The following is an 18160-nucleotide window of genomic DNA, read 5'->3' on the forward strand; positions in this document are numbered from 1 at the left end:
TCACGTACTCCTCCTGGCAGAGCGGAAACGAGGGACGGGAACGGGCCTGCGGCGGTCGCCCGCCGCAGGCCTGCGGTTCCGCTCAGAAGCATTCCTTGCCCTTGGCCGCGTCCCCGACGTTGACCTTGAGTCGCAGGCCGACCAGGTTGAAGGTGGAGGCGGTGGTGTACCGGGACACCTGTTCCAGGTTGGTGATGGTGACCGTCTCGGCGTTCTGCCCGAACGAGCCGGCGCGCGCCGTCGGGTTCAGGTCGGACGCGTCCCGGCCGATTTTGATGTCGCCGAAGGTCGCGTTGCCGTCCAGGCTGTCCATCGCGATCATCAGGTCCTTGGCCTTGGCCGGGTCCTTGCCGTCACCGGCGTTGATGGTGAGCACCACCGGCAGCCCCGGCAGGTCGGCACGGACCGACTGGCAGAGCTTGTAGAGGTCGGCGCTGGTGATCTCGGCGAGGGCGACCGGGTGGACGGTGCCGTTCTTCTCCCGGACGATGCCGCCGTACTGCTTGAAGCCGTCACCCTCCAGCCGGTCGGCACTGATCTTGAAGGTCTGGCCGGAGACGGTGATGTCGGACGCGATCGCACCGGTCGACATGCCGAACAGGATGGCGCCGGCGGCTGCGGTCGCGGGCACCATCATCGCGGCGAAGCGCCGCCACCGGGTACGTCCCGGGTTGTCGGTCTGCACAGATTCCTCCTCCGTCGGGGCGGGCGCTCATCGGGGTGGCTGGTCGACAAATCGCGCCCCGGGGTGGGCTGAGGCGACTGTTACCAGCGGGTAACGAACGCGTGTCTGATGGTGCACCGACAGAGGTCTGCGTCACAAGGGGCGATCCTACTCACAGGTAACTGCAGCTCCGGCGAGCCGCCCCTGCGCTCACCGTGGGTGCGGGAACGGGCCGGCCCGCAGCGGGGAGAAGCCCGCGAATCGGGCGTGAGCGTCGACGTTCGTCACCGTACGTGTTCAAACCATCGACGCATTACGATTCAATAACGGGCGCTCAGCGTGACGAGACGAGAGCGGGGGCGGGCCGACCATCCCGGTCGACCCGCCCCCGCGTGCCCTACGTCAGCGCTTCTCGGCCTCGTCGTCCACGGCCGGACGCTGGGCCGGAACCGTCGACTCCTCGTCGGTGCGCCAGTTCGTCGACGCCGGCGGGATCTCGTCGCTCAACGGACCACCGACGGGCGCCTCGTCACCCGACGGGCCGCCCGCGGGCGCCTCGGCGAGCCGGTGCCGGGCGGTGGCGTCGCCGCCGTTGCCGCGCAGCACCAGCAGCATGCCCGCCAGCAGGGCGAGCACGCCCAGCACGCCGGCGCCGATCGGCACGTACGTCCGCACCATGTTGATCTTGAAGCGGTTGTCCTTGGCGGTCTCGACGCTCTTCGCGATGGTGTCGTCGGTGTAGTTGAAGTCCGCGTCGAGCAGCACGGTGACCAGACCGTTGTCCGGCTGGAACTCCTTGTGCTGCCGCTCGCGCACCTTCACGTAGGCGCCGGTGACCGGGTCCACCCAGAGCGTGCGGGTGTTGCTGTAGACGACCTTCCCCGTGGTGGCCTGCGGCGCGAACCGGCCGATCAGCGTCTTGATGTTGCTCTCCGGGGTGTTCAGCGTCTCGTTCTCGATCCGCTGCTCGAACCGGTAGGCCTCCAGGCCCTTGACGTCCTCGGTGCCGGTGAACTTGGCCGGCGTGGCCCGCTTCAGGTCACGGTCGAAGACCGGGTACTCCTTCTTCTTGGTGTCGAAGGGGAACTTGTAGACCTGACCCTCGTAGGTCACGTTGCCGACGGGCGTCTGCTCCGCGCCGGTCTCGTTCAGCCACTGTTCGTCCCAGTCCGCGGCGGCGCCGCTGGCCCGGTCGAGGGCGAGCTCCGTGCTGTACTGGCTGAACACCTCTCCGCCGGAGTTCTTGACGGTCTGGTAGACGTCCCAGACGACCGCCTTGCCGGCGAGCTCCTTGGGCAACCGGTCGGCGGTGTCCTCCGGCTGGGGGATCACCTCGACGGTCGACATGAGCGTCGCCTGCGGAACCTCGATGCTGACCGAGTCCCCCACGACCGTGACCTTGAGGGCCCGGGCGTTGACCGCCTCCGCCTTCGACGTGGTCCGGTCGAGGTCATAAGGAAGCTTGGTCACCGCGGGCGCGATGTACAGCGGCAGCCCGACTGCGATGACCAGCAACAAGACGCCGAGCCCAAAGAGCGCGGCGCCCACACGAAGCTTCACTCATCCTCCTGTAACCTGCCGCCCCGACGCCTGTCGTACGGGCCGTCCGATCCCTACTATGGCCGGCAGGTTACCGCTCGGTTACCTCCGCCGCGATCCCCTGGATGTCCAGATGTCCTCAGCCGCCGTGTCATCGGCACCGGAGCCTACGGCCGGAGCCCGGCTGCCCGCCCTGGACGCGCTCCGCGCGCTCGGCGCCACCGCCGTCGTCGCGCATCACGTCGGTTTCCACACCGGCGCGACCGGCAACGCCGCGTGGGGAGGCTGGCTGGCGCGGCTGGACGTCGGGGTGGCGATCTTCTTCGTGCTCTCGGGTTTCCTGCTGTTCCGGCCCTGGGCGCTCAGCGTCGCGACCGGCAGGCGTCGCCCGGCCGCCGGCCGCTACCTGTGGCGGCGGGCGCTGCGCATCCTGCCGGCGTACTGGCTGACGGTGGTGACCTGCCTGATCGTGCTGCCGCAGAACCGGCCGGCCCCGGCCGGCGACTGGCTGCACCACCTGACCTTCACCCAGATCTACGCGCCCGGGCTGCTGCGCAACGGGCTCAGCCAGACGTGGAGCCTGGCCACCGAGGTCGCCTTCTACCTCATCCTGCCGCTGATCGCGGTGCCGGCCACCGGCCGGACCTGGCGACCCGTACGGACCGTGCTCGCCACCTGCGGCGGCCTCCTCGTCACGGCGGGCTGGCTGGTGGCGATGGCCCTCGGCTGGCTGGACATGGGGCTGCACACGACCTGGCTGCCCGCGTACGGCGGGTGGTTCGGGGCGGGCATGGCACTGGCGGCCGTGCACGTGGCGCTGCGCACCGGCACCGGTCCCGCCTCGTTCCGGATCCTCGACGACCTCGCGGCCGCGCCGGTGGCCTGCTGGACCGCGGCGGTCGGGCTGTTCGCGATCGCCACCACCCCGGTGGCCGGGCCACGGGACCTCACCGAGCCGTCCCCCGCGGCCTTCGCCGTCAAGCTCACCCTCTACCTGGCGATCGCGGTGCTGATCCTGGTGCCGGTCGCGTTCGGGCCGCCCAACCGGGTCAAGGTCGCGCTGGGTGCCGCACCGGCCCGGTGGCTCGGCGCCGTGTCGTACGGCCTCTTCCTCTGGCACCCGCTGGTGCTCGAACTGATCTATCTGGTGACCCGGCGCCCGCTCTTCACCGGCGGGCTCGTCAGCACCTTCGCGCTCACCATGGCCGGCGGGCTCGCCTACGCGGCCGTCAGCTACTACGGCGTCGAACGGCCGCTCCAACTGCTCGGCAGCCAGCGGCGCGCACGCCGGCCGGCCGCACCGGCGGAGGACCGGTCGGTCCCGGCAGTCGGCACCGCACGCTGAGTAGCCATGGCCCAACGGCCATTGCCCGCGCCGACCCCAAACCCCTAGTGTGACGCGCGTCGCTAAATTACTTGAGAGTAGGGATCGCGTGCGCGCTGCCGGCACTCCGAGGCATGTGCTGTTCCTGAACTGGCGGGACACCCGTAACCCCGAGGGCGGTGGCTCCGAGGTCTACATCGAGCGGGTCGCCGCCGAGCTGGTCAGGCACGGGCACCAGGTCACGCTCTTCTGCGCGGCGCACGAGGCGGGTCCCGCCGAGGAGACCAACGAGGCGGGCGTACGGCTGATCCGCCGCGGCGGCCGCCACACGGTCTACGCCTGGGCCGCGCTCTCCTACCTCGCCGGACTCGTCGGCCTGGGCCCGCTCTCGGCGCGGCGGTGCGGGCGCCGACCGCAGGTGCTGGTCGACGTCTGCAACGGCCTGCCGTTCCTCGCCCCGATCTGGTCGCGCCGGCCGGTGCTCATGCTCGTCCATCACGTGCACCGCCAGCAGTGGCCGGTGGTGCTGGGCCCGCGGGCGGCCCGGTTCGGCTGGTGGGTGGAGTCCTGGCTCTCCGTCCGGGTCTACCGGCACTGCCGGTACGTCACCGTCTCCGAGGCCACCCGGGCCGAGTTGGCCACCCTCGGCGTGGCCCCGGAACGCGTCGCGGTGGTGTACAACGGCACTCCGCAGCTGCCTCCCACCGACGCCGGCCGGGCTCCGTACCCGCTGCTCGTGGCGCTCGGCCGGCTGGTCCCGCACAAGCGGATCGAAGTGGCCCTGCGCACCGTCGCGGCCCTCTCCGGCGAGCTGCCCGAGCTGCGGCTGGTCGTCGCCGGCCAGGGCTGGTGGGAGTCGCACCTGCGCCAGCTCGCCGGCGAGCTGGGCATCGCCGACCGGGTCGAGTTCCGGGGTTACGTGACGGAGGAGGAGAAGGCGGACCTGCTCGCCGCGGCCTGGGTGGCCCTCACCCCCTCGCTCAAGGAGGGCTGGGGGCTGACCATCGTGGAGGCCGGCGCCGCGGGCACCCCGACGGTGGCCTTCCGGAACGCCGGCGGTGTCGCCGAGGCGGTGGTCGACGGACGGACGGGACTGCTCGCCGAGGACGTCGACGACTACATCGCCCGGGTGCGGGACCTGCTGTGCGACGACGAGATGCGGCAGGGCATGGGGGCGGCGGCCCGGGCGCACGCCGCGTCGTTCACCTGGCCGGCAGCCGGTCAAAGGTTTGCGGCCCTGGTCACGACGGGTGTCGTGGCCAGGGCCGAGGAACTGCCGGCGGAAGCCTGTTACCTGGTTCCGTAGATCTCGGGGGTGAAGGGGTCCGGCTTGCCGGCCTTCTGCGCCGCCTCGCGGGCGCTCTTGGCGCTGTCCCGCGCTTCGGCGGCGCTGGCGGTGGCGGCAGCGGCGAGCCCGCCGAGTGCCAAGACCCCGAGCAGTGCTGCCACCAGGCCCGACACCAGCAGCGTGAGGGCTTTACGCATGCCAATCCTCCCCTGTCGAAATATGCGAGCGGGACGTTACCACGGAGTAGGCCGCCGGCGTAGCACCGAAAGGGCAGCAAACGCGACCACCAGGAGGGCGCCGGCGAAGGCTCCCACGGCGGCCCACCGCCCCGGTCCGGGCGGGCTCCGGTGCCACACCCGCGGCGCGTCCGGGTCGCGATAGAGGGTCAGCACGGGTCCCTCGTGGACCTTCTCCAGACCGGCGAGCCAGGCCGGGTCGACGGCGTCGGTCGAGCCGCGCTGGACCACCACCCAGCGCACCCCGGTCCCGGCCACCGGCCGGCCCTCGCGGAGCAGCCGGCGCAGCTCGCGCATCCGGGGATTCTCCCCGGCCACCGTCACGTCGCCGACCCGGAGCGTGTCGTCGGTGAGCACCTCGGCGGAGAGGTAGCGGGGCAGCGGGTCCAGCACCATCCGGTCCGGATTCCACGGATAGGCCCGGTAGGCGCTGAGCGGCAGCGCCAGGACCACACCCGGATCCTCGGCGGTGACCGCCGCGACGAGACGCCAGTCGGCGGGATAGCTGACCGGCCGCAGCCGGCCCACGCCACCGAAGGCCAGGTCCGGCATCACGGCGACCGGCAGGAGCGCCGCTCCGGCCAGGACCAGCAGGGCCAGATCCCGGTCCCACCGGGACACCAGCCGCTCCACCCCGAGGGCCGCGCAGAGCACGAGCGGCAGGGCGTACCCGGCGAGGAACTTCTGGCCGTCGCGGAGCAGGCCGGCGCCCGGCACGTGCAGCACCGCCCAGCGCAGCGCGTCGGCCGTGCCCGGCAGCACCCCGAGGGCGGCCAGTAGGAGGCCACCGCCGGCGAGAACCCCCAACCGGAGCGCCACACCCGGGGGCAGCCGCCGGCGCAGCGGACCGGCGCCGACCGCGGCCACCAGCAGCAGGACCAGCGTCGCCAGCGGGACCAGGGCGCCCGCCCGGCTGCCCGGAGTGGCCTGGGCGCTCCAGATGCCGCCGGTGCCCGCGAGCGCCGCCAGCGGCCCGGCCCAGTTCTCCGCGCGGGCGGCGAACGCCTGCACGCCGGCCGGGTCCGACGTGCCGCCGGCCCCGGTCACCAGGGCGGCCACGAGCCACGGCGCGTTCAACGCCAGCAGGGCGCCCAACGCCAGGACCGCCGACCGCCGCCGGTCACGCCACGGGACCAGCAGCGCCACCGCCGCGAAGGCGAGCAGGCCGCCCGTGGGGGTGATCGCGGCGGGCGCCGCGGCGAGCACGAGTCGGGGCAGGGCCCCGGGCCGGCCGGCGCGCACCCGCAGCGCGGCCCGCACGATCCAGGGCAGCGCGGCGTACGCCAGGAGCAGCCCCCACTGGCCGATGAGCAGCCGCTCCGCCAGGTACGGCGTCCAGGCGTAGCCCACCGCGGCGACCACCCGGGTGGCCCGCCGCCGCGTCGGCACCAGGTAGCCGGCGCCGACGGCGGCGAACACCACCGCCCCGCCCAGCGCCAGCCGCTGCACCAGCCACCCCGGCACGACCTGGGTGACCAGCGAGACCACGGCGTCCATCGGGACGGCGCGGGGCAGGCTGTCCGCCGGCGCGACGAGCTGCCAGGTCAGCGGCTGCCGCGGCACGAACACCATGTCGTACAGCAGGGCATAGCCCGGCGCCGCGAGCGGGGCGAGCACCACCGCGGCCACGACCGCCGCGACCGCGTAGAGCAGCCAGCGCTCGCGGCGGGTCGGACCGGTCGGGACGGACATGGCGGGACGCGGCAGGAGCGGGTCAGCGGGCCGGCACGAGATCACCGACGGTGATCGCCTTGGTGCAGATCACCACCGACGGGTCGGCGACGCTCACCTCCACGGCCGGGCCGCCCCCCTCCAGCGGGAAGTAGATCTGGTTGAGCCCCCGCCGCACGGCGAACTCGTGGCTGGCCTCGCCGAGCCGGAAGGTCACCGTCGAGTCACCGGAGCTGAGGTAGCCGAAGTAGACGACCCACGGCCATTCCGGCACCGGCCCCTCCAGCGGGATGCGCGTCGCCGCCGCGCCGGAAATCTGGTGGCCGCAGGTCTCGTCCGGGCCGGGGAGGATGCGCCGGCCCTGCACCGTCGCCGGCCGGATCCGGCCGGTGTCGTCGAACGTCGAGGGGTTCTCGGCCTCCGGCACGAACTTCGGCTTCAACTCCGCCGGGCGGAAGAAGTGCGACTGGAGGTTGTCCGGCCAGAAGTAACCGGCCACCACCCGGTCCGGAACGATGTCGTCCAGGAAGACGGTGTCGGGCGACGCGGTGGCCAGGTCCGTCTGAGCCGTGGCGAGGTAGTCCCGCCCGTGCTTGGTCCGCCAGTTGTCGCCGAACCGGGCGATGCTCCACAGCGTGCCGACGCCGACCGTCGCGATGACCATGATCATGGCGACCAGGCCCACGGCGAAGGCGCCCGGCTCGCGCAGCACCGTCGGCAACGGCCACGAGGCCACGTCGCCCTCCTCGGCGTCCGAGCGCCCGAGCAGGGCGACCCCGACGCAGAGCGCGGCGACCACCACCACGTCGGCGACGTACCTGGGGACCAGCCCGGCCAGCGGGCTGAGCACGCCGCCGAGCCGGGTGGCGGCGAAGAGCAGGGCGACCATGGCCACGTACGACAACAGCAGCGTCCAGGCACGCAGCGCCGACGGCCGCCACCGGACCGTCACCACCACGAGGGTGAGCAGCGCCGCCCAGGACAGCCACATGGGTACGTCGTACGGGTCGGCCAGCGGCGGGCCGTCACCGGCGTACGACCACCGCCACGGGCCGCCGAGCAGGCCCGGGACCAGGGTGACCCCGACCAGGTCACCGAGGAAGGTGAGCACCTCGCCGGTGGACCCCGGCCGGTTCAGCGCGCCCGCCGGCCGGCCCAGATAGAACACGAGGTAGGCGACCGACAGGGCGGCCAGCACCAGCCAGGCCGGCCAGTACCGGCGGGTGGTGGTGACCAGGGTCCGGGTCGGGCCGCCCGCGGTGAAGAGGCAGGCGGTCATGGCGAACAGCAGCGGCACGATCAGCAGCGCCTTGGAGTCGAACGCCAGCCCGAACGCGACCCACAGCACGACCGCCGCCAGGTGGCGCACCCGGCCGGTGCGGACGTACCGGACCTGCGCCGCCATGGCGAGCACCATCGCCAGCAGCACCGGCAGCATCAACAGCCCGACCATCCAGAGCGAGGTCGTCTCCAGGGTCAGCGGACTGAACAGCAGCATGCACAGGGGGATCAGCAACCCCCAGCCGGGCCGGAGCAGGTCGCGCAGCAGCCGGTAGAAGGCCACCCCCAGGGCCGCCTGACCGGCCGCCAGCAGCAGCACCCACGGCCAGGTGGCGAAGCCGGCGGCCCGGACCATCAGCCACGCCACCAGCAGGCCGGCCGGCATGAGGTGGTTGTTGAAGGTGCGCAGGAGGTGGTCGGCGGTGAGGTCCGCGCTGCTGGCCTGGGCGGCGATGACGAACTCGTCCTGGGAGAACCAGCCGCGGGTGGCGATGCCGGCACGCCAGGCGACGGCCACCACGATCAGGACGATCGCGACGGCCCGTACGCGGTCGGCCCGCAGCCACCGCGCCACCGCTCCGGGCTCGTCCCCTTCCGCGCCCGGCTCGTGCGGACGCGTCACCGCCTCAACTTCCGGCATTGACATGGTGGGCAGCCTGCCACACGCTTACACGCCGTGGGCACCGCCGTTCGCCCGATCACCGACGGCATCGCGTCCCAGGTCCCGGCACCCGAGGGCCCGGCACCCACGGGTCCCGGTTAACCTCTCGCGATTGCGCCCAGCGTCCACCGGGTCGGTCGGGGGTGCCGGAGACAGGGAGCCACATGCGCGCAGAGGCGACACGCGACAGCGGACCGGTGGGCCGTCGAACCCGACATGTCACCCGCCGCTTCCGTCACGTCGCCGTCTGCATCGTCCTCTCCGCGCTCGCGTTCCAGCAGGAACCGGGGCTGACCGTCCCGGACACCAAGGTCGACCTCAACGTCAACCCCGCCGGCTGGCTGCTCCGCTCACTGCACCTGTGGGACCCCACCGGCACCTTCGGTCAGCTGCAGAACCAGGCGTACGGATATCTCTGGCCGATGGGACCGTTCTTCCTGATCGGGTCGGAACTGGGCCTGCCGGCCTGGGTGGTGCAGCGGCTCTGGTGGGCGCTGCTGTTCTGCGTCGCCTACCTGGGGGCCGTACGGCTCGCCGGCCGGCTCGGCATCGGCACCCCGGCCGCCCGCATGATCGCCGCGGTGTCCTTCGCGCTGTCCCCGCGCATCCTCACCCAGCTCGGCTGGTCCTCCGTCGAGTCCTGGCCCAGCGCGATCGCGCCGTGGGTGCTGATCCCCCTGGTCGGGCTCGCCAACGGCCGTCCCGTCCGGCGCGCGGTCGCCGGCTCGGCTCTCGCCGTCGCCTGCGCCGGCGGGGTCAACGCGACAGCCGTCTTCGCGGTCGTCCCGCTGGCGCTGCTCTGGCTCGCCACCCTCCGGCCGGTACGCCGCCGCGTCACCGCGCTCGCCACCTGGTGCGGCGCGGTCGCCCTGGCCACCGCCTGGTGGCTGGTCCCGCTGCTGGTGCTCGGCCGGTACAGCCCACCGTTCCTCGACTACATCGAGTCCGCCCGGTTCACCACCAGCGTCACCGACACGGTCACCGTGCTCCGCGGCGCCTCCTACTGGGTCGCCTACCTGAGCGGGCCGTTCGGCCCGACCCTGCCCGCCGGGGCGCAGCTGGCCACCGACCGGGTGCTCGTCGTGGCCACCCTGGCGGTCGCGCTGCTCGGCGTCGTCGGGCTGTCCCGGCCGGGCATGCCGCACCGGCGGTTCCTCGTCACCGGCCTCCTCCTCGGCGTCGCGCTCGTCGGGCTCGGGCACGTCAGCGACCTGCCCAACGTCCTGGCCGGCCCGGAGCGGGAGTTCCTCGACGGCGCCGGGGCGCCGCTGCGCAACGTCCACAAGTTCGACGTCCTGCTGCGGCTCCCGCTCGCCCTCGGCATGGCCCACCTGATCGGGCTCCTCATCCGGGTGGCGCGGACGGTCCCGGCGCGGCGGCGCCGGCGGGCCACGGCGCTGGCCTGGCTCGCCGCCGCTGTCGCCACCACCGCGGTCGTCGGCGTCGCCGGTCCGGCGCTGGCCGGCGGGCTGACCACGCCGGGCGGGGTGACGAAGGTGCCGCGCTACTGGTCCGAGGCGGCCGACTGGCTGGACTCGCACACCGGCCGGGGCCGCGTGCTCGTGGTGCCCGGCGCCCGCTTCCCCTCGTACGACTGGGGCAGCACCACCGACGAGATCGCCCAGCCCCTGCTCGACGGGCGCTGGGCGGTCCGCAACGCCATCCCCTTCACCCCGCCCACGACCATCCGGCTCCTCGACGCGGTGGAGGCGGCGCTGGCCAACGGCGACGGCTCGGCCGGCCTGGCCGACCTGCTCGCCCGCTCCGGGGTCAGCCACGTCCTGTTCCGCGCCGACCTCGACCACGGGCGCTCGAACACGGCCCGTCCGGCGGTGGTCCGCCAGGCGCTGGAACGGACACCGGGGCTCACGCTGGTCGCCGGCTTCGGCCCGGTCCGCGGCGGCGGAACCACGGACGGGGTGTTCCGGGACCACGGCCTCGACGTGCCGACGCGGGCGCTGGAGGTGTTCCGGGTCGACCGCCCGGTCGAACCGGTCGTCGCCTACGACAGGAACGACGTGACCACCGTCGTGGGCGGCCCCGAATCGCTGCTGGAGATGGCCGCCGCCGGGCAGCTCACCGCGGCGCCCACGGTGCTGGCCGGGGACGCGGGGAACGCCACCGGACCGGTCACGCTGACCGACGGGCTGCGCCGGCGGGACGTCTCCTTCGGCCGGCTGCGGGACACCTCGGCGACGCTCACCGCGTCCGACTCCTTCGACGTGCCCGCCCCGGCGCACGACTACCTGCCCGACTGGGGCGCGGACCAGTCCACCGTGGCCCGGTACGACGGCGTCACCGCCGTCCGGGCGTCCAGCTCCCGGGCGCAGGTGGGGGTACGCGGCGGTGCCCGCCCCGAGCACCAGCCGTTCGCCGCCCTCGACGGCGATCCGGGCACGTCGTGGCAGTCGGCGCCGGACACCGTCGGGTCGGAGCAGTGGCTGGAGGTCACCCTCGCCGCGTCTGCCCGGATCAGGCAGGTACGGGTGAAGTTCGACCTCGGCGCCGACACGGTGCCGACGAAGGTGGTGGTCACCGCCGGGTACGAGAGCCTGGCGGTCGAGTCGTTCGGCGACAGCATGACGTTCGACCTGCCGGGGGTGCACGCCACCCGGGACCTGCGGATCGCGATCGAGGCGACCATCGGGCAGCGTCCCGGCTCGGGCACCGTCGGGATCTCCGAGATCGAGATTCCCGGCCTGCGCACCGGTCGTACCCTCGCCATGCCCGCCCCGCCGGCCACCGACCGGCCGGCGACCGTCGTCGTCTCCGCCGCCCCGACCACGCCGGCCTGCTTCTTCGTCGACGGCCACCCCCGGTGCTCGGCCGACGTCGCCCGCGGTTCGGAGGACGCTCGGTCGATCGACCGGACGTTCTCCCTGCCCACCTCCGGCACGTACACCCCCCGGGTCTGGGCCCGCCCGGAGCCCGGCGGCGCGCTGAACGCGGTCCTGGACCGGCGGGTGGCGGCCGCCCAGCCGCTGCGCCTCGCCCCGGCGGTGACCGCCTCGTCGACGGCGGTGCCGGACCCGGCCGCCCGCCCGGGCGCGGTCCTCGACGGGGACCCGGCGACCGCCTGGTCCCCGGCACCGAGCGACGAGAACCCGATCCTGCACCTGGCGTGGCCCCGCCCCCAGGTCATCAGCGGGCTGCGCTTCTCCCTCGATCCCGAGGTCGCCGCCTCCAAGGTCGGCAGCGTGCGGGTGGTGGGTGACGACGGCGTACGCGGCGGGCTGTTGAACAAGAACGGCCAGCTCACCCTGCAACCGCCGATGCGCACCGACGAGATCACCATCCAGTTCCTCGACAAGCCGTCCTCCTACAGCGAGGACCCGTACGGCGAGAAGGCCCCGGAGCCGCTGCCGATCGCCGTCGGCGAGGTGAGCGTGCTGCCGGCCGGTCCCGCCCGGACGCCCGACCTGGACGCCCCCGTGAAGCTGCCCTGCGGTTCCGGACCCACGCTGGAGATCGGCGGCGCGGAGGTCCACACCAGGCTGACCGCCACCGTCCGGGACCTGCTGGAGGCCCGGGAGGTGCCGGCCGCGCCGTGCGGCACGACCACCCCCGGTCCGCTGGTGCTGGCCAGCGGCCAGGCCCGGCTGCTCGCCGCCCCCGGCGAGCTGGCCCGCGCGACCCGCGTGGCACTGGTGCCCGGTCCGGCGCAGTCCCGCGCCGTCCCGCAGGCCTCGCCCGTCGAGGTGGCGGACTGGTCGGCCACCGAGCGCCGGGTACGCGTCGCCGACGACTCCGTCGACCGCGTCCTCGTGGTACGGGAGAACACGAACGCCGGGTGGCGGGCCACGGTCGGCGGCCGGGTGCTGACCCCGCTGGTCGTGGACGGCTGGCAACAGGGCTGGCTGCTGCCCGCCGGGACATCCGGCGAGGTGGTGCTCCGCTTCGTTCCCGACACGGCGTACCGCGCCGGGCTGTTCCTGGGCGGTGTGCTGCTCGTCGGGGTGGTCGTCCTCGCCGTGCTGCCGGAGCGCCGCACCGCCCCGGCGGCCACCGGCCGGCCCGCCCGCCGGCGGGGACCGGGTTCGCTGCCGCTGCTGCTGGTGGGGGCGGCGGCCGTGATCCTGTCGGGCGGGCTCCTCGGCGTCCTCCTGGTCGCGGTCGGCCTGGTGCTGGCCTCGTGGGGCCCGCTGCGGCTGCCCTGGCCCCGCGATCCCCGCCGGGCCCGACTCGCCGTCCGGCTCGCCTGGTCCTGGCTGCCCGCCGGGCTGCTGCTGCTGGCCGGCTGGCTGCACCTCACCGTCGCGCAGCGGCACGTGGCCGCCGGCCCGCAACTCGCGGCGCTGCTCGCCCTGGGCTGCCTCTGGTTGACCACCACCGTCCGGCGCCGACCGGTACGCCCCGCCGCCGCCCGGCCGGCCGACCCACCGCCGGCCGACCCGGGCCCGGAGACGGACCACCCCTCGTGGCGCGGCACCGACCTCTCCTCGATCGCGTGAGCCGAGGCGGGGCAGGGGTGACGGACACCGGGGCGACGCGAGCCGGCGCGGGACGGCTCGGCACGGCCGGCGCCGCCGTCATGGTGGCCGGCACGGCGGGCAACGCACTGGCCTACCTGGTGCCGGTGCTGGCCGCCCGGCGGCTCGACGCGGCGGAACTCGGGGTGCTCGCGACCGCGCTCGGGCTGGTCGCCATCGCCAGCGTCCCCGGCCTCGGCCTCCAGTTGGCGGTGGCGGTGCACCACGCCCGGCACGGCCGCACGACGGCGCGGCGGGCGACCCTGACGACGGCCGCGCTCTCCGGTGGCGTCCTGGTCGCCGCCACCCCGCTGCTCGCCACGGTGCTGCGCATCCCCGCCGAGGTCCCGGCCCTGCTGGCGGTCACCACGGTCGCCGTGGTGCTCTCCTCCCGCTGGCTCGGCGAGTTGCAGGGGGGCCAGCGGTTCCTGCGCCTCGCCCTCGGTATGGCCCTGCTGGCCGCGGGACGCTACGGCGGCGTGATCCTCGGCCTGCTGCTCGGCGCCGGGCTCACCGGGTCGCTGCTCGCCGGCGCGCTCCTCGCCGCCCTCACCCCGCTGGCGTTGGCGCGCCTCACCGCCGCACCGGCCCCGCACGAGGGTGCCGCCACCGAGCCGACCGCGGCGGCACCGGCCCCGGCGCTCAGCGCCGCCCAGGTCGTCACCGGCTGCGGGGCGACGCTCGCGATGCTCGTGGTCTCCTACGCCGACCTGCTGCTGGCCCGGCAACTGCTGCCGCCAGCGGAGTCCGGGGCGTACGCGGTGGGCACCGTCCTGGCCAAGGGCGCGCTGTGGGCGCCGCAGGTCGTCACCGTGCTCGCCCTGCCCCGCCTGGCCCGGGGCGACCGGCGCAGCCGGACCGTCGCGCTCGCCCTGACCGGGGCGTGCGGGCTCGTGCTGGTGCTGGCCTCGGCGCTCGGGGGAGGGCTGGCCTTCCGCCTGGCCGGTGGCGAGGACTACGTACGCCTCGGCGCGCACGCCCCCGTCTTCGCCGCGATCGGCGCCCTGTACGCGATGGTCTTCGTCCTGCTCAACGCCCAGGTCGCGGCCGGCGCCCGCCGGCCCGCCGCCCCGCTCTGGACCGCCGCCGTCGGGCTCGTGGTGGTGGCCGGGGCGATCGCCCCGCACACCTTCACGGGCCTGTTGTGGAGCGCCCTGGGCACGGCCGTGGCCGCGCTGGTGGCGATGGCCGTCACCAGCCGGCGGCCAGCCAGCTGTGCAGCAGGTGGTGGTCGATCGAGTCGATCCGGCCCAGCGGCCGCCCCGCCGCCACCCGCTCCCGCAGCTCCGCCCGGCTGAACCAGCGCGCCTCCACCACCTCCTCGCCGTCCACCCGCACCTCGGTCGAGGCGGCCGTCGCGCGGAAGCCGACCATCAGCCCGGCCGGGAAGGGCCACGCCTGGGACCCCTGGTACGCCACGCCGGCCACGGTCACCCCGGCCTCCTCGGCCAGTTCCCGGCGCACCGCGTCCTCCAGGCTCTCGCCGACCTCCACGAAGCCCGCCAGGGTCGACCAGGAGTCCTCGGACGCGCCCCGGTGCCGGGCCAGCAGGCAGCGCTCCGGCTCACCGGGCGCCTCGACCAGCACGATGACCGCCGGCTCGATCCGGGGGAAGAGCAGCCGCCCGCAGCCGGCGCCGGTGCAGGACCGGGTGTGGCCGCCGTCGCCGGCCACCGTCGCCGCACCGCACCCGCCGCAGAACCGCTGGCCGCGGTGCCAGTGCAGCAACCCCTTGGCGTACGCCTGGACGGCCGCCTCGGCCGCCCCCAGCCCGCTCACGAGGGCGCGGACGTCCACCGCCTCGGCCGCGCCGGCCAGCTCGCACGCCTCGGCGTCGTCCCGGCCGGACAGGTCCACGGCGAACACCGCCCGGCCGGCGTCCAGGCCGAGGAACACCGTCTCGTCGGCGGCGGCGCGCAGCCCGGCCGCCCCGGCCGCGGAGCGGCGCACCGGCGCCCGGTCGGCCGAGACCAGGCAGCGGTCCCGCCACAGCGGCAGCAGCACGCTCTCCGGGTCGGTCAGCCGCGCGGCGATCCACGCCGGGTCGGCGCGCAGCGCCGCAGCCCGATCCAACCAGCCGCCGCCGTACGCCAGGGTCCGCTCATCCGTCCGCACCCGGTCACCGTCCCACGATCCGGACCGGCGCGGGGAGCCCGGCGGGGGTGATGACGGCGACACCCCGGGGACGGGGGGCCGCCCGGCCCGCCGACCGCCGGGACGGAGACTCCCGACTCGCTCAAGCGTTGGTTACCGTAGGTGTCTCCCGCGGGGGAAGCGGTCCCCGCGTGGTACTTCCGATCGAGGTTGCTGTGACGCTCTACGGCGAAAAAGTGCCTTCCGCCGACGACCGGCCCACCGTGAAGGTGACAGCGGTGAGCTGGCCGGACGCCGAGATGGAACAGGTCGCCGGCTCCGACGCCGGCGGGCCCGGGAAGCCGGGACGGTCCCGTCGCGGACGGCTGCTGCTCGCCGGCGGGATCGTCGCCGCGGTGCTCGCCGCCGGCACCGGCCTCGGCACCTACGCGTACGCCGGCGACGTGCCCCGGGGCACCACGGTCCTCGGCGCCGAGCTGGGCGGGCGGAGCCGGGCCGAGGCGGCCCGGGCGCTCCATGCCGAGTTGGAGCGCCGGGCGGCGGCGCTGAACGCCCCGATCACCGTCACCGTGGGCCAGAAGAGCGCCGAGCTGAAGCCGGCCGACATCGGGCTCGCCGTCGACGTGGACGCCACCGTGGCGGCGGCCGCCGCCGCCGATGCGCACCCGGTGAGCCGCCTCGTCGGCTCCCGCACGGTCGAGCCGGTGGTGACCGTCGACACCGCCCGGTTGGAGGCGGCGCTGCGCAGGGCCATGGGCGACCAGGGCCGCGAGATGACCATGCCCGCCATCATCTACACGGGCACCACCCCCAAGCCGGTCTACCCGAAGCCGGCGTTGACCGTCGACGCGACCGGCGCCGCCCAGGCGGTGAAGTCCGGCTGGCTGGCCGGCGCGCCGGTGGCCGTGCCGCTGGTCGAGAAGTGGCCGGCGAGCTCGCGCGAGGAGGTCGACCGGCTCGTCGCCGAGCTGGCCCGGCCCGCCGTCGCGGCTCCGGTCACGCTCACCACCGACGGCGGCTCGGTCTCCATCCCGCCCGCCGCCATCGCCCGGGGGCTGCGGTTCTCGGCCGACGACACCGGCAAGCTGACTCCCCGAGTGGACGTCAAGCGGCTGCGGACCGCGCTCGGCGACCGGCTCGCGAAGCTCGAGGTCGCGCCGAAGGACGCCGGGCTGACCATCAGCGGCGGCAAGCCGAAGGTGGTGCCGGGCCGGGCCGGCCGGCAGGTCGACGCGGCGGCGCTCGGCCGGGACCTGCTCGCCGTCCTGCCGAAGGCGGACGGCCGCACGGTGACCGCCGAGCTGAAGCCGGCCGAGCCGGAGCTGACCGAGGCGAAGCTCGCCGAGCTGGGCATCAAGGAGCAGGTCTCCACCTTCACCACCCGGTTCCCCGGCGGTCTGTCCTCGCCGCGCAGCCAGAACATCGTCCAGGCCGCCAAGGACGTGGACGGCGCCATCGTGCGGCCCGGGGAGACCTTCTCGCTCAACGGCCACACCGGCGAGCGCGGCTACGACCAGGGCTACAAGGACGCGCCGACCATCGTGAACGGCAAGCTGGTGCCCGGCGTGGGCGGTGGCGTCTCGCAGTTCACCACCACGCTCTTCAACGCCAGCTACTACGCGGGGCTGGAGGACGTCGAGCACAAGCCGCACTCGTTCTACTTCAGCCGCTACCCCGCGGTCATCGAGTCGACCATCTACTGGCCCCAGCTGGACTTCAAGTTCCGCAACAACACCCCGTACGGCGTCCTGATCGACACCTCGTACACGGCCAGCACGATCACCGTGTCGATGTGGAGCACCAAGATCTACGACAGCGTCAAGACCGAGTACGGCCCGCGCCGGGACATCACCCAGCCGAAGACGGTCTACCTGGATCCCGGCCCGGACTGCATCACCGCCGCGGGCAGCGTCGGCTTCGCCCAGGACGCCTACCGGGTCATCAAGAAGGACGGCAAGGTGGTGAAGCGGGAGAAGTTCAGCTGGCGCTACGACCCCGAGCCGCGCTTCATCTGCGCCAAGCCGCCCGCCTGACGCCCGTCCCGCGCACGCACGGAAAAGCCCCGCCGGCCAGTCGCCGGCGGGGCTTTTCCCTGTCGTACGCCGCTCAGGGCCGCGCCTCGGCCAGCCCCTGCCGTACGCCGTCGGCGCCGCGGTCGGTGCCGTAGACCGGTGTGCCGGGCTGCTGCCGCCAGCTCTCGTCGAGCGTCCCGGCGTCCACGGGGTCGAAGCCCAACTCGTCCACGAGTTCCATGACCACCTGCTTGGCCTCGGCGTCGTCCCCGGCCACCGGCAACGCGATCCGGTCGGGCATGCCCGCCGGCTTGCCGCCGTCCATGAGGTACGCGGCCTGGATGTTGTTGAAGGCCTTCACCACCTGGGCGCCCTTGAGGTGGTCCGCCGTCCAGCGGCTGGAGCTGAGGCTGCGGTCGAGCAGCTCGGGGATGTCGCCGTCCCGCTCGGGATAGTAGTTGTCCGCGTCGACGACCAGCTTGCCCTCGAAGGGCGCCGGCGGCAGGTTCGGGACCGCCTTGAGGGGGATGGCCACGACGACCAGTTCCGCGTCCTGGACGGCCTCCTCGAGGGTGCCGGCCGTCGCGCCGGTCTCCGTGGCCAGGTCGGTGAGGCTCTGCGGCCCGCGCGAGTTGGCCACCGTGACGTCGTGGCCCAGCGTGCGCAGTCGACGGGTGAGGGTGCCGCCGATGTGCCCCGACCCGATGATTCCGATCTTCATGACCTCTCCTGCCTCCGCCAGCTCCTGGCGGTCAGTTCCGGCCGAACCATCAGCAGGTACCCCGACCGGTCCGTCCCGATCGTGGGAGGACGCGTACAGCACGTCACGTTTTCCGCCGGCCTGACGGGGCAGGCGCGGGCGGTCCCGCACCGACGGTACGAGACGCGGCCGGGTGCCCGGGGCGATTCACCGAAGCGGGT

At 74.3% G+C, this 18160-nt stretch carries 12 protein-coding genes; 5 read left to right on the top strand and 7 right to left on the bottom strand.

The annotated features are described in order from the left end of the window. Positions 1 to 82: 82 nt before the first annotated feature. Both FXF50_RS28585 and FXF50_RS28590 read right to left on the bottom strand, forming a co-directional pair. Positions 83 to 637, bottom strand: coding sequence for a DUF6230 family protein (locus FXF50_RS28585; protein ID WP_148432044.1), 555 nt, complete (start codon positions 635 to 637; stop codon positions 83 to 85). Between the two features lie 429 nt (positions 638 to 1066). Next, entirely contained in the window at positions 1067 to 2224 is a 1158-nt protein-coding gene (locus FXF50_RS28590) for a DUF3068 domain-containing protein (RefSeq protein WP_148432034.1), read from the bottom strand. Positions 2225 to 2336: 112 nt separating this feature from the next. Between FXF50_RS28590 and FXF50_RS28595 the strand changes: the two genes are divergently transcribed. Then, positions 2337 to 3548 carry an acyltransferase gene (locus FXF50_RS28595; RefSeq protein WP_148432035.1) on the top strand — a complete coding sequence of 404 codons (1212 nt, stop codon included), beginning with the start codon at positions 2337 to 2339 and terminating at the stop codon, positions 3546 to 3548. An 88-nt stretch (positions 3549 to 3636) separates the two neighbouring features. After that, entirely contained in the window at positions 3637 to 4833 is a 1197-nt protein-coding gene (locus tag FXF50_RS28600; protein WP_255510238.1) for a glycosyltransferase family 4 protein, read from the top strand. On the opposite strand, the gene FXF50_RS28605 is transcribed toward FXF50_RS28600, so the two are convergent. The 3 genes from FXF50_RS28605 to FXF50_RS28615 are packed head-to-tail and all read right to left on the bottom strand — an operon-like array spanning position 4818 to position 8643. After that, positions 4818 to 5012: a hypothetical protein gene (locus tag FXF50_RS28605; protein WP_148432037.1), complete on the bottom strand. Its 195-nt coding sequence runs from the start codon at positions 5010 to 5012 to the stop codon at positions 4818 to 4820. The two genes, FXF50_RS28600 and FXF50_RS28605, sit on opposite strands and share 16 nt — an antisense overlap. A gap of 36 nt (positions 5013 to 5048) precedes the next feature. Next, entirely contained in the window at positions 5049 to 6743 is a 1695-nt protein-coding gene (locus FXF50_RS28610) for a hypothetical protein (protein ID WP_148432038.1), read from the bottom strand. 22 nt (positions 6744 to 6765) lie between these two features. Then, entirely contained in the window at positions 6766 to 8643 is a 1878-nt protein-coding gene (locus FXF50_RS28615) for a hypothetical protein (RefSeq protein WP_187399867.1), read from the bottom strand. 185 nt (positions 8644 to 8828) lie between these two features. On the opposite strand from FXF50_RS28615, the gene FXF50_RS28620 reads away from it, so the two are divergent. Next, a complete protein-coding gene (locus FXF50_RS28620; RefSeq protein WP_148432040.1) occupies positions 8829 to 13115 on the top strand; it encodes an alpha-(1->3)-arabinofuranosyltransferase family protein in 4287 nt (1428 codons plus the stop codon). Positions 13116 to 13195: 80 nt separating this feature from the next. After that, the gene (locus FXF50_RS28625; RefSeq protein ID WP_255510239.1) at positions 13196 to 14431 is read left to right on the top strand and encodes a polysaccharide biosynthesis protein; all 1236 of its coding nucleotides are present in this window, start codon (positions 13196 to 13198) and stop codon (positions 14429 to 14431) included. Here the strand turns inward: FXF50_RS28625 and nudC are convergent. After that, positions 14325 to 15248: an NAD(+) diphosphatase gene (gene nudC / locus FXF50_RS28630; protein ID WP_148432042.1), complete on the bottom strand. Its 924-nt coding sequence runs from the start codon at positions 15246 to 15248 to the stop codon at positions 14325 to 14327. The two genes, FXF50_RS28625 and nudC, sit on opposite strands and share 107 nt — an antisense overlap. 194 nt (positions 15249 to 15442) lie before the next feature. On the opposite strand from nudC, the gene FXF50_RS28635 reads away from it, so the two are divergent. Further along, a complete protein-coding gene (locus tag FXF50_RS28635; RefSeq protein WP_148432045.1) occupies positions 15443 to 17260 on the top strand; it encodes a VanW family protein in 1818 nt (605 codons plus the stop codon). A 73-nt stretch (positions 17261 to 17333) separates the two neighbouring features. On the opposite strand, the gene FXF50_RS28640 is transcribed toward FXF50_RS28635, so the two are convergent. Continuing rightward, on the bottom strand, positions 17334 to 17960 hold the full coding sequence (locus FXF50_RS28640) for an NADPH-dependent F420 reductase (protein WP_148432043.1): 627 nt from the start codon (positions 17958 to 17960) through the stop codon (positions 17334 to 17336). Positions 17961 to 18160: the final 200 nt, after the last annotated feature.

The sequence above is a fragment of the Micromonospora sp. AP08 genome (assembly GCF_008085935.1).
GTDB lineage: Bacteria > Actinomycetota > Actinomycetes > Mycobacteriales > Micromonosporaceae > Micromonospora > Micromonospora chersina.

Excerpts from the sequence above, each read along its gene's own strand:
- FXF50_RS28640 (WP_148432043.1), bottom strand. The coding sequence starts at position 17,960 with ATGAAGATCGGAATCATCGGGTCGGGGCACATCGGCGGCACCCTCACC.
- FXF50_RS28625 (WP_255510239.1), top strand. The coding sequence starts at position 13,196 with ATGGTGGCCGGCACGGCGGGCAACGCACTGGCCTACCTGGTGCCGGTG.
- FXF50_RS28605 (WP_148432037.1), bottom strand. The coding sequence starts at position 5,012 with ATGCGTAAAGCCCTCACGCTGCTGGTGTCGGGCCTGGTGGCAGCACTG.
- FXF50_RS28620 (WP_148432040.1), top strand. The coding sequence starts at position 8,829 with ATGCGCGCAGAGGCGACACGCGACAGCGGACCGGTGGGCCGTCGAACC.
- FXF50_RS28615 (WP_187399867.1), bottom strand. The coding sequence starts at position 8,643 with ATGCCGGAAGTTGAGGCGGTGACGCGTCCGCACGAGCCGGGCGCGGAA.
- FXF50_RS28610 (WP_148432038.1), bottom strand. The coding sequence starts at position 6,743 with ATGTCCGTCCCGACCGGTCCGACCCGCCGCGAGCGCTGGCTGCTCTAC.
- FXF50_RS28595 (WP_148432035.1), top strand. The coding sequence starts at position 2,337 with ATGTCCTCAGCCGCCGTGTCATCGGCACCGGAGCCTACGGCCGGAGCC.
- FXF50_RS28585 (WP_148432044.1), bottom strand. The coding sequence starts at position 637 with ATGATGGTGCCCGCGACCGCAGCCGCCGGCGCCATCCTGTTCGGCATG.